Raw genomic sequence first — 12,322 nt, 5'->3', positions numbered from 1 at the left:
GGGTAGAGTTTCCCGCCGGCCCGCAGATGCTCGAAGCGTTAAACGTCGGCAGCATAGATATTGGCAGCACCGGCGATATTCCGCCTATCTTTGCCCAGGCCGCCGGGGCCGATCTGGTGTACGTCGGTGCCGAACCGCCGAAACCCAAAGCCGAGGTGATTCTGGTGGCGGAAAACAGCCCGATCAAAGAGGTCGCCCAGCTAAAGGGCCGTAAGGTCGCCTTTCAGCGCGGCTCCAGCTCCCACAATCTGCTGCTGCGCGCCTTACAGCAGGCGGGCCTGACGTTCAGCGATATCCAGGCGGTTTATCTTGCTCCCGCCGACGCCCGTGCGGCTTTCCAGCAGGGTAACGTCGACGCCTGGGCCATCTGGGACCCCTACTACTCCGCGGCTCTCCAGCAGGGCGGCGCCCGGGTTCTGAAAGACGGCACCGACCTGAAACAAACCGGCTCTTTCTATCTCGCTTCGCGCCCTTATGCGCAAAAAAACGGCGCTTTTATTGAGGGCGTGCTGCAGACCTTTAGCCAGGCCGATGCGCTGACCCTCAGCCAGCGTGCGCAAAGCATTACCCTGTTAGCCAAAATCATGGGTCTTCCTGAGGCGGTGATAGCCAGCTATCTCGACCATCGCCCGCCGACCACCATTACGCCGGTTAGCGCCGAAACCGCCGCTCGCCAGCAGCAAACCGCCGACCTGTTCTATGAGAACAAGCTGGTGCCGAAAAAAGTCGATATCCGCGCGCGCATCTGGCAGCCCGCAGCCCTTCAGGGAGCGAAATCATGAGTCTGAATATGTTCTGGTTTTTACCTACTCACGGTGACGGCCGCTATCTTGGTACCGAGCAAGGCGCGCGTCCGGTTGATTACGGCTATCTGCAGCAGATTGCGCAGACCGCCGATCGCCTCGGATATACCGGCGTCCTGATCCCCACCGGACGCTCATGTGAAGACGCCTGGCTGGTGGCCGCCTCGATGATCCCGGTGACTCAGCGCCTGAAGTTTCTCGTCGCCCTGCGTCCGAGCGTGGTGTCGCCAACGGTCGCCGCGCGCCAGGCGGCGACGCTGGATCGGCTCTCCAACGGCCGGGCGCTGTTTAACCTGGTGACCGGGAGCGATCCGCAGGAGCTCGCCGGCGACGGCGTATTCCTCGATCACACCGAGCGCTATGAAGCCTCGGCGGAATTTACCCATATCTGGCGCCGGCTGATGGAGGGCGAAACCGTCACCTTCAACGGCAAGCACCAGCGCGTGCGCGGTGCGAAGCTGATGTTCCCGCCGCTGCAGCAGCCGCGTCCTCCGCTCTACTTCGGCGGATCTTCTGAAGTGGCGCAGGATCTCGCCGCCGAGCAGGTCGATCTCTATCTGACCTGGGGAGAGCCGCCGGCGCAGGTGGCGGAAAAAATCGCCCAGGTGCGCGAAAAGGCCGCCCGTCACGGCCGTAAGGTTCGTTTCGGCATCCGCCTGCACGTCATCGTGCGTGAAACCAACGCAGAGGCCTGGCAGGCGGCGGAGAGCTTAATTTCCCATCTGGATGATGACACCATCGCCCGGGCGCAGGCCGCCTTTGCGCAAACCGATTCCGTCGGCCAGCACCGCATGGCCGCGCTGCACAACGGCCAGCGCGACAGGCTCGAAATCAGCCCTAACCTGTGGGCCGGCGTCGGGCTGGCGCGCGGCGGCGCCGGAACCGCGCTGGTCGGCGACGCCGCCACGGTTGCCGAACGCATCAACGAATATGCCGAACTCGGCATCGATAGCTTCGTGCTTTCCGGCTATCCGCACCTTGAGGAAGCCCTGCGCGTCGGCGAGCTGCTGTTCCCGCTGCTGGACGTCAATATTCCGTCAATCCCGCAGCCGCAGAGCCTGCTTCCGCAGGGTGAAGCGGTAGCGAATGAATTTATCCCGCGTAAAGCGGCGCAGAGCTGAGGAGCGACATATGGCTATCGCTGGGCAAAAACTGCTGATCCGCCTTGCCCCCTGGTTTTTACCGGTCGGCACCGTTATCGTCTGGCAGCTCGCCTCTTCGGTGGGCTGGCTCTCCACCCGGATCCTGCCTTCGCCGGAAGGGGTGCTGAAAGCCTTCTGGACCCTCTCCGCCAGCGGCGAGCTTTGGCAACATCTGGCCATCAGCTCGTGGCGCGCGCTGCTTGGCTTCGCTATCGGCGGCTCCATCGGCCTGGCGTTGGGGATGATCAGCGGCCTCTCCCGCTGGGGAGAGCGGTTGCTGGATACCTCGATTCAGATGCTGCGCAACGTGCCGCACCTGGCCCTGATCCCGCTGGTTATTTTATGGTTCGGCATCGACGAGAGCGCCAAGATTTTTCTCGTCGCGCTGGGCACCATGTTCCCAATCTATATCAACACCTGGCACGGTATCCGCAACATTGACCGCGGGCTGGTCGAGATGGCGCGCAGCTACGGCTTATCCGGCTTTGCGCTATTTCGTCACGTGATTCTTCCCGGAGCCCTGCCGTCAATCATGGTCGGTATCCGCTTCGCGCTCGGCCTGATGTGGCTAACGCTGATCGTCGCCGAGACCATCTCGGCAAACGCCGGCATCGGTTACCTGGCAATGAACGCACGCGAATTTCTGCAAACCGACGTGGTGGTCGTGGCCATCATTCTCTACGCCATTCTGGGCAAACTGGCCGACTTCAGCGCGCAGCTGCTGGAACGAGTCTGGCTGCGCTGGAATCCGGCCTATCATCTTCAGGAGGCTAACGCATGACTACCGCCCGTCTGAACCCAGGGATCCCGCTGTTGCTTAACGGCGTGACCAAACGCTACGGCGAAAACACCATTCTTAACGCGCTGGATTTACACATTCCCACCGGGCAGTTCGTCGCGGTGGTCGGGCGCAGCGGCGGCGGTAAAAGCACCCTGCTGCGCCTGCTGGCCGGACTGGAGAAACCCAACGCCGGCGAGCTGCTGGCGGGATCCACGCCGCTGGCGCAAATCCAGGACGATACGCGCATGATGTTTCAGGATTCGCGCCTGCTGCCGTGGAAAACGGTGATCGATAACGTCGGCCTCGGGCTTAAAGGCTCGTGGCGGGAGGCGGCCCTGCAGGCGTTGGCCAGCGTCGGCCTCGAAAACCGCGCCAACGAGTGGCCGGCGGCGCTTTCCGGCGGGCAAAAGCAGCGCGTGGCGCTGGCACGGGCGCTGATTCATCGTCCCGGCCTGCTGCTGCTCGACGAGCCGCTCGGCGCCCTGGACGCCCTCACCCGCCTCGAAATGCAGGATTTAATCGTCTCGCTCTGGCAGGAACATGGTTTCACCGTCCTGCTGGTGACTCACGACGTGAGCGAAGCGGTGGCGATGGCCGATCGGGTGCTGTTGATTGAAGAGGGCAAGATTGGGCTGGACGTCACGGTGGATATTCCGCGCCCGCGGCATACCGGTTCGGCGCGGCTGGCGGAGCTGGAGGCAGAGGTTCTCAACCGGGTAATGAAGCGCGGCAGGCACGAAACCTCCCCGCGCCTTTTTAGTCACGGCTAAACGGCTCCCGGAGCGCGGCACCGACGCCGCACTGCGGGAGCAGACGCTATTACGCCAGCGCCTTACTGATTTTCTCGAACAGATCGCCGGAGAGATTCTCCAGACCTTTCAGCTGCTCCAGCGCCGCGCGCATCAGCGCCTGGCGTTTGGCATCATAGCGCTTCAGACGAATCAACGGCTCAATCAGACGCGACGCCACCTGCGGGTTGCGGCTGTTGAGCTCGGTCAGCATCTCCACCAGGAACTGATATCCGCTGCCATCTTCGGCGTGGAAGGCCGCCGGGTTGCTGCCGGCAAAGGCGCCAATCAGCGAGCGAACGCGGTTCGGGTTGTTCATGCTGAACGAACGGTGGTTCAGCAGCGCGCGCACCGTCTCCACGGCGTTATCCGCCGGGCTGGTGGCCTGCAGGATCAGCCATTTGTCCATCACCAGGCCGTCCTGATGCCATTTATCGTCATACTCCTGCATCAGCGCATCGCGGCACGGCAGCTGCGCCGCCACCGCTGCCGACAGGGCCGCCAGCGCGTCGGTCATGTTGTCGGCCTGATGGTACTGGGCGACGACCAGTTTATCCGCCAGCTCAGCGTCGCCAAACGCCAGGTAGCGCAGGCAGGTATTGCGCAGCGAACGCTTGCCAATATCGGCATGCTCTACGCGATAGCCGTCGAGCTTATTAACGTTGTAGATAGCGAGGAACTCGTCCGCCAGCTCTTTCGCCAGCGTGCGGGTGAGCGCTTCGCGCACCGCCACGATGGCCAGCGGATCGATAATCGCAAACAGCTCGGCGATTTCACTGGCGGACGGCAGCGTCAGGATCTCTGCCGCCAGCGCCGGATCGATCTTCTCATCCAGCAGGATCGCGCGGAACGCATCGGCGACGTGAACCGGCAGCGACAGGGGCTGGCCCTGCTGATGGCGATTGACGTTGAGCTTGATGTAGGTCGCCAGCAGGCTCTGCGCCGCATCCCAGCGGGAGAAGTCGTTGCGCGCGTGGCGCATCAGGAACGTCAGCTGCTGATCGCTCCACTTATATTCCAGCTTCACCGGCGCGGAGAACTCGCACAGCAGCGCCGGAACCGGCTGGAAGTAGACGTTATCAAAGACAAACGTCTGTTCGGCCTGGGTGACGTTCAGCACGTGATGCACCGGGTGCCCGCCCTTCTGCAGCGGAATCACCTTGCCTTCGTTATCGTAGAGCTCGATATCGAACGGAATATGCAGCGGCTGCTTTTCCGCCTGCTCGGCGGTCGGCGGCGTACGCTGGCTGATGGTCAGCCGGTACTGCTCGGTTTCCGGGTTATAGTCGTCATGCACGCTCACCACCGGCGTACCGGACTGGCTGTACCAGCGGCGGAAGTGCGACAGGTCAACGTTCGACGCGTCTTCCATCGCCTGAACGAAATCGTCGCAGGTGGCGGCGCTGCCGTCGTGGCGCTCGAAGTACAGCTGCATGCCTTTCTGGAAGTTTTCCTCACCCAGCAGGGTATGCAGCATGCGGATCACTTCCGCACCCTTTTCATATACCGTCAGGGTGTAGAAGTTGTTCATCTCGATAACCTTATCCGGACGAATCGGATGGGCCATCGGGCTGGCGTCTTCGGCAAACTGCAGCCCGCGCATGGTGCGGACATTGTTAATACGGTTCACCGCGCGCGAGCCCAGATCGGAGCTGAACTCCTGATCGCGGAACACGGTCAGGCCTTCTTTCAGGCTCAGCTGGAACCAGTCGCGGCAGGTCACACGGTTGCCGGTCCAGTTGTGGAAATATTCGTGGCCAATCACGCGCTCGATATCGAGGTAGTCTTTATCGGTGGCGGTATCGGTGCGGGCCAGCACGTATTTGGAGTTAAAGACGTTCAGCCCTTTGTTCTCCATCGCGCCCATATTAAAGAAGTCGACGGCGACAATCATGTAGATGTCGAGATCGTACTCGAGGCCGAAACGGGTTTCGTCCCATTTCATCGAGTTTTTCAGCGACGTCATCGCCCACGGCGCGCGGTCAAGGTTGCCGCGATCGACGAACAGCTCCAGCGCCACTTCGCGTCCGGAACGGGTGGTGAAGGTATCGCGTAGAACGTCGAAATCACCGGCCACCAGCGCGAACAGGTAGCAGGGTTTCGGGAACGGATCCTGCCACTGAGTCCAGTGACGGCCGTTTTCCAGCTCGCCCTGCGCCACGCGGTTGCCGTTAGAGAGCAGGTACGGGTATTTCGCCTTATCGGCGATAATTTTGGTGGTGAAGCGCGCCAGAACGTCCGGACGGTCCAGATACCAGGTAATATGGCGGAAACCTTCCGCTTCGCACTGCGTGCACAGCGCTTCGCCGGACTGATACAGCCCTTCGAGCGCGGTATTGGCCGCCGGGCTGATTTCATTGACGATAGTCAGGGTGAAATGTTCCGGCAATCCGCCAATAACCAGCTGGTTATTTTCTTCTTTATAGTCGCTCCACGGCTGACCGTTAACCTGCAGAGAGACCAACGTCAGGTCTTCGCCATCCAGACGCAATGGCACATCAGACGCAGCCGCGTGACGGGAGACTTTACTCTCGGCCGTAACAACGGTTTTCGCGGCATCCAGGTCAAAGGTCAAATCGATATCGCTAATCAGATAGTCCGGCGCACGATAGTCGTGGCGGTATTTGGCTTGGGGCTGTTGTGTCATAAAAAACCTTTAGCATATTCCATAAAGTGTCAAACCCAGTCTATTCCTGTTGTGATGTTCTCGCTATGCAGAATCTTCATCTTTTCAACGTCAAACACGAAAATCGCTACATTTTGATAACACAGGAGGCACGAAATGCGCTCGACCCGGTGCAAAGCTTGTGGTGTGATCCGTGTTCAATATATTAAACTAGGCCTCGCAAATGACCGTCAGCGTCGCCATCGGCCTTCACTGCGGGACAGAGTCGGGGAATAAAGCTATACTCCGCCTCCTTTTTTCTGCTCAGGTTTTGATGGATACGCTCCAGTGAGAGGATGCTACTGCGCACCATGACACAATTCACTGCTCCTGTACTGCACTCGCTGCTTGATACGGATGCCTATAAGCTGCACATGCAGCAGGCCGTGTTCCACCGCTATAACGAGGTACACGTTGCGGCGGAGTTCCGCTGCCGCGGGGATGATTTGCTCGGCATCTATGCCGACGCGATTCGCGAACAGGTTGAGGCTATGCGCGACCTGAAGCTGCAGGACGATGAGTATCACTGGCTGTCGACCCTGCCGTTCTTTTCCGGGGATTACCTCGACTGGCTGCGCGACTTCCGCTACGACCCGCGGCAGGTCACCGTCAGCAACGACAACGGCAAGCTGAACATTCGTCTATCCGGCCCCTGGCGCGAAGTCATTATGTGGGAAGTCCCGCTGCTGGCGGTGATCAGCGAGCTGGTTCATCGCTACCGCTCGCCGGAAATCAGCGTTGAGCTTGCGCTGGAGACCCTCGAGCGCAAGCTGAGCGGCTTCAGGGAAATCACCGCCGATATCGATATGGGCCGCTTCCGCCTGATGGATTTCGGCACCCGTCGTCGCTTCTCGCGCGAGGTCCAGCAGGCTATCGTCCAACGCCTGCAGCAGGAGCCGTGGTTTACCGGCACCAGCAACTACGACCTGGCGCGTCGCCTGCATCTTACGCCGATGGGTACCCAGGCTCATGAGTGGTTCCAGGCCCATCAGCAGATCAGCCCAAGCCTTGCCAGCAGCCAGCGCGCGGCCCTTGCCGCCTGGCTGGAAGAGTACCCGGACCAGTTGGGCATTGCCCTGACCGACTGTATTACGATGGATGCCTTCCTGCGTGATTTCGGCCCGGAATTCGCCGAACGCTATCAGGGGCTGCGCCACGACTCCGGCGACCCGGTTGAATGGGGCGAGAAAGCCATTGCTCATTATCAGAAGCTGGGTATCGACCCGCTGAGTAAGGTGCTGGTCTTCTCCGATAACCTCGACCTGACGAAAGCCGTCGATCTCTATCGTCACTTCTCATCGCGGGTGAATCTCAGCTTTGGCATCGGAACGCGCTTAACCTGCGATATTCCACAGGTTAAGCCGCTCAATATCGTGATAAAGCTGGTGGAGTGCAACGGCAAGCCGGTGGCCAAGCTCTCAGATAGTCCTGGCAAGACCATCTGTCACGATAAGGCATTCGTGCGCGCCCTGCGCGAAGCCTTCGACCTGCCGCCGATCAAAAAGGCCAGTTAATCACCACAAGGAGCCGTTCTGGCTCCTTGTTCTTTATTTATTTCCGAAAACTCCCTCTCGCGGTGCGAAATCTGCTTGTCTGACGGAAGATGACAGGTAACATAGATATCCCCCATTGCAGGGGGGAAACAGATATTTTTATTGGACTACGAATAGAGAGACTATTATGAGCGTTGTGCCTGTAGCCGACGTACTCCAGGGCCGTGTTGCGGTTGACAGCGAAGTCACCGTCCGCGGATGGGTACGTACCCGCCGAGATTCAAAAGCTGGCTTTTCCTTCCTGGCCGTCTATGACGGTTCCTGCTTTGATCCTGTACAGGCCGTCATTAGTAATTCTCTTCCCAATTACAATCAGGAAGTGCTGCGTCTGACGACCGGCTGCTCGGTCATCGTCACCGGTAAAGTCGTGGCATCTCAGGGCCAGGGCCAGAGCTTCGAAATTCAGGCCAGCAGCGTAGAAGTTACCGGCTGGGTCGAAGATCCGGATACCTACCCGATGGCGGCCAAGCGCCACAGCATCGAGTATCTGCGCGAAGTCGCCCACCTGCGTCCGCGTACCAACCTGATTGGCGCGGTTGCCCGCGTGCGTCATACCCTGGCGCAGGCGCTGCATCGTTTCTTCGACGAGCAGGGCTTCTTCTGGGTTTCGACTCCGCTGATCACCGCCTCTGATACCGAAGGCGCCGGCGAAATGTTCCGCGTCTCGACGCTGGATCTGGAAAACCTGCCGCGCAACGACCAGGGCAAAGTGGATTTCGATAAGGATTTCTTCGGCAAAGAGTCGTTCCTTACCGTTTCCGGCCAGTTGAACGGCGAAACCTACGCCTGTGCGCTGTCGAAAATCTACACTTTCGGCCCGACCTTCCGTGCGGAAAACTCCAACACCAGCCGCCATCTGGCGGAGTTCTGGATGCTGGAGCCGGAAGTGGCCTTCGCCAGCCTGAACGATGTGGCGGGCCTGGCGGAAGCGATGCTGAAGTACGTCTTCAAGGCCGTACTGGAAGAGCGCGCGGACGACATGAAATTCTTCGCCGAGCGCGTGGATAAAGATGCGGTCGATCGCCTCGAGCGTTTCGTCTCTGCCGATTTCGCCCAGGTCGATTATACCGACGCGGTCACGATCCTCGAAAACTGCGGCAAGCAGTTCGAAAACCCGGTCTACTGGGGCGTCGACCTCTCTTCCGAGCACGAGCGCTACCTGGCAGAAGAGCACTTCAAAGCGCCGGTGGTGGTAAAAAACTATCCGAAAGACATTAAGGCGTTCTACATGCGCCTTAACGAAGACGGCAAAACCGTCGCCGCCATGGACGTTCTGGCACCGGGGATCGGTGAAATTATCGGTGGTTCGCAGCGTGAAGAGCGCCTGGACGTGCTTGACGCACGCATGGCGGAAATGGGTCTTAATAAAGAAGACTACTGGTGGTACCGCGACCTGCGTCGCTACGGCACCGTTCCGCACTCCGGCTTCGGCCTGGGCTTTGAGCGTCTGATTGCCTACGTCACCGGCGTGCAGAACGTTCGCGACGTGATTGCGTTCCCGCGCACCCCGCGCAGCGCGACGTTCTAAATATTATTCCCGCTTTGCAAAAAGGGTCAGCGTAAGCTGGCCCTTTTTTATGTCAACTTTCGTTAACAAACATTAAGAAATTTAAACATCAAGCCTTCTGCTTCACATTTATGTTACTCACTATTTCGGCCCCCACCGAAACGAGAAAGCGCACCTTATGTTCATTCTTCGGTGAAATTCCTGATTATTTTGCTCATTTTTTAACCACCCACCGCACAACATGTCAAGACAAACGCTGAGTGAAAAAAAAGCAAAATCTAGCTACAAAATGCACAAATCCGCGTTTATCTAAATTAATCATAATTAATTCATATAGATATATAAGGCGCGGTGGTTTTATACGCAAAGTGGAATGGAATTTTGATTGAGTTCACAAAGTTCCGTAAAATTCACATTTTGTTACATACGCTTTCTTATTGTTACTCATATGCGACATTGGTAGCATTTTCCGGCTAGCGAAACGGTGTCGCGGATGGAAAGATGCCTTCAGACACCAAACTATCATCAATGGTTCTGTAAATTTTCATTGACAGAATGTATTGGCGGCAGTGGCAAGTGTTCATATAAAAATACTAATGAGGGTAATAAATAATGATGAAGCGCAATATTCTGGCAGTGGTAATCCCTGCTCTGCTGGTAGCCGGTGCAGCTAACGCTGCAGAAATCTATAACAAAAACGGCAACAAACTGGATTTTTACGGGAAAATGGTCGGCGAGCACATTTGGACCACAAACGGTGACACCAATAGCTCCGACACCACCTATGCACGTATCGGCCTGAAGGGCGAAACCCAGATCAACGATCAGCTGACCGGTTACGGCCAGTGGGAATACAACATGGATGCGTCCAACGTTGAAGGTTCCCAGGGGACTAAAACCCGTCTGGCATTCGCAGGCCTGAAGGCTGGCGAATTCGGTTCATTCGACTACGGCCGTAACTACGGTGCCATCTATGACGTTGAAGCTGCAACCGATATGCTGGTTGAGTGGGGCGGCGACGGCTGGAACTACACCGACAACTTCATGACCGGCCGTACCAACGGCGTTGCTACCTACCGTAACTCTGACTTCTTCGGTCTGGTTGACGGCCTGAGCTTCGCGCTGCAGTACCAGGGTAAAAACGACGCAAGCCGTGCTATCCAGAAACAAAACGGCGACGGCGTCAGCACCTCTGCAACCTACGCATTCGAAAACGGTATCGCGCTGTCTGCAGGCTACGCAAGCTCTAACCGCAGCATCGCTCAGAAAGCTGATGGCAACGGTGACAAAGCTGAAGCATGGGCAACCTCCGCTAAGTACGATGCAAACAACGTCTATGCGGCAGTGATGTACTCCCAGACTTACAACATGACTCCGGAAAACCAGGCTAACTACTTCGCTGGCAAAACTCAGAACTTTGAAGCCGTTGCCCAGTACCAGTTCGACTTCGGTCTGCGTCCGTCCGTTGGCTACGTTCAGACCAAAGGCAAAGATCTGCAGGGCCGCGCTGGCTTCTCCGGCGGCGATGCTGACCTGGTTAAATACGTAGAAGTGGGTACCTGGTACTACTTCAACAAGAACATGAACGTCTACGCAGCATACAAATTCAACCTGCTGGACGACAACGATTACACCAAAACTGCTGGCGTAGCCACCGACGACCAGGCTGCAGTAGGTATCGTTTACCAGTTCTAAGTTTTAATCAGTACACCCCTTCGTGATATGCCTAAAAAGCAGGACTTCGGTCCTGCTTTTCTACGTTCCTAAGGCAAAGATCGTAACTTTGGAAAACCTTCGCGCTTTTTGTCGCAAACGGTTGGCAATTGGTCATTCTCCCGTTACCCTGATAGCGGAACTCCCTTCAGTAATCACAATGGAACCTCGTCATGTTTGAGAACATTACTGCCGCCCCTGCCGACCCTATTCTGGGCCTGGCCGATCTGTTTCGTGCCGATGACCGTCCTACAAAAATTAACCTCGGGATTGGCGTTTATAAAGATGAAACGGGTAAAACCCCGGTCCTGACCAGCGTGAAGAAGGCAGAGCAATATCTGCTGGAGAACGAGACCACAAAAAATTATCTGGGTATCGACGGTATTCCGGAATTTGGTCAATGCACGCAGGAGCTGCTGTTCGGTAAAGGAAGCGCTATCATCAGCGACAGGCGCGCGCGTACCGCCCAGACCCCTGGCGGTACCGGTGGCCTGCGCGTTGCCGCCGACTTCCTTGCCAAAAATACCGACGTTAAGCGCGTTTGGGTGAGCAACCCGAGCTGGCCGAACCACAAGAGCGTATTCAATTCCGCCGGCCTCGAGGTTCGCGAGTACACCTACTACGATGCGGCTAGCCGCACGCTCGACTTTGCCGGCCTGCTGGCAAGCCTCAATGAAGCTCAGGCGGGTGACGTTGTTCTGTTCCACGGCTGCTGCCACAACCCAACCGGTATCGATCCGACGCTGGAGCAGTGGCAACAGCTGGCACAGCTCTCGGTTGATAAGGGCTGGCTGCCGCTGTTCGACTTCGCCTACCAGGGCTTTGCCCGCGGTCTGGAAGAAGATGCCGAAGGCCTGCGCGCCTTTGCAGCGCTGCACAAAGAGCTGCTGGTTGCCAGCTCCTACTCGAAGAACTTCGGCCTGTACAATGAGCGCGTTGGCGCCTGTACGCTGGTCGCGAGCGATAGCGACACCGTTGACCGCGCGTTCAGCCAGATGAAGTCAGCGATCCGCGCTAACTACTCCAACCCGCCGGCGCACGGCGCTGCCGTTGTGGCAACGATCCTCAGCAACGATGCGCTGCGTGCTATCTGGGAGCAGGAGCTGACCGACATGCGCCAGCGCATTCAGCGTATGCGCCTGCTGTTCGTCAATACCCTGCAGGAAAAAGGCGCTGACCGCGACTTCTCCTTCATCACTAAGCAAAACGGCATGTTCTCGTTCAGCGGCCTGACCAAAGAGCAGGTTCTGCGCCTGCGCGAAGAGTTCGCTATTTACGCCGTGGCTTCCGGGCGTATCAACGTTGCCGGCATGACGCCGGACAACATGGCGCCGCTGTGTGAAGCGATCGTCGCCGTACTGTAACGCCGC

General features: G+C 58.0%; 9 protein-coding genes. 8 read left to right on the top strand and 1 reads right to left on the bottom strand.

Annotated features, from left to right (window positions below; genetic code table 11):
• The 4 genes from PFH44_RS10665 to ssuB form a co-directional block, all read left to right on the top strand.
• A partial coding sequence (locus tag PFH44_RS10665; RefSeq protein ID WP_283824990.1) for an aliphatic sulfonate ABC transporter substrate-binding protein occupies positions 1-782 on the top strand: 782 nt, incomplete at its 5' end.
• The gene (gene ssuD, locus PFH44_RS10660; RefSeq protein ID WP_283824989.1) at positions 779-1,924 is read left to right on the top strand and encodes an FMNH2-dependent alkanesulfonate monooxygenase; all 1,146 of its coding nucleotides are present in this window, start codon (positions 779-781) and stop codon (positions 1,922-1,924) included. The genes PFH44_RS10665 and ssuD, both read left to right, overlap by 4 nt.
• 10 nt (positions 1,925-1,934) lie before the next feature.
• Complete coding sequence (ssuC, locus tag PFH44_RS10655; protein ID WP_041144816.1) at positions 1,935-2,726, top strand: aliphatic sulfonate ABC transporter permease SsuC; 792 nt, start codon at positions 1,935-1,937, stop codon at positions 2,724-2,726.
• The gene (gene ssuB, locus PFH44_RS10650; protein WP_283824988.1) at positions 2,723-3,496 is read left to right on the top strand and encodes an aliphatic sulfonates ABC transporter ATP-binding protein; all 774 of its coding nucleotides are present in this window, start codon (positions 2,723-2,725) and stop codon (positions 3,494-3,496) included. The genes ssuC and ssuB overlap by 4 nt, the downstream gene beginning before the upstream one ends.
• 49 nt (positions 3,497-3,545) lie before the next feature.
• Here the strand turns inward: ssuB and pepN are convergent, their stop codons facing one another.
• On the bottom strand, positions 3,546-6,161 hold the full coding sequence (gene pepN / locus PFH44_RS10645; protein WP_159237189.1) for an aminopeptidase N: 2,616 nt from the start codon (positions 6,159-6,161) through the stop codon (positions 3,546-3,548).
• A 329-nt stretch (positions 6,162-6,490) separates the two neighbouring features.
• Between pepN and pncB the strand changes: the two genes are divergently transcribed.
• From pncB to PFH44_RS10625, 4 genes are all read left to right on the top strand, one after another.
• The gene (gene pncB, locus PFH44_RS10640) at positions 6,491-7,693 is read left to right on the top strand and encodes a nicotinate phosphoribosyltransferase (protein ID WP_283824987.1); all 1,203 of its coding nucleotides are present in this window, start codon (positions 6,491-6,493) and stop codon (positions 7,691-7,693) included.
• A gap of 166 nt (positions 7,694-7,859) precedes the next feature.
• The gene (gene asnS, locus PFH44_RS10635) at positions 7,860-9,260 is read left to right on the top strand and encodes an asparagine--tRNA ligase (protein ID WP_041144812.1); all 1,401 of its coding nucleotides are present in this window, start codon (positions 7,860-7,862) and stop codon (positions 9,258-9,260) included.
• Between the two features lie 591 nt (positions 9,261-9,851).
• Complete coding sequence (locus tag PFH44_RS10630; protein ID WP_045854669.1) at positions 9,852-10,934, top strand: porin; 1,083 nt, start codon at positions 9,852-9,854, stop codon at positions 10,932-10,934.
• 191 nt (positions 10,935-11,125) lie between these two features.
• A complete protein-coding gene (locus PFH44_RS10625; RefSeq protein WP_045854668.1) occupies positions 11,126-12,316 on the top strand; it encodes an amino acid aminotransferase in 1,191 nt (396 codons plus the stop codon).
• Positions 12,317-12,322 lie beyond the last annotated feature (6 nt).

The sequence above is a fragment of the Klebsiella sp. Ech2A genome (assembly GCF_030078455.1).
GTDB classification, from domain to species: Bacteria; Pseudomonadota; Gammaproteobacteria; order Enterobacterales; family Enterobacteriaceae; genus Klebsiella; species Klebsiella terrigena.
This window is presented reverse-complemented; position numbering and strand designations above follow the sequence as displayed.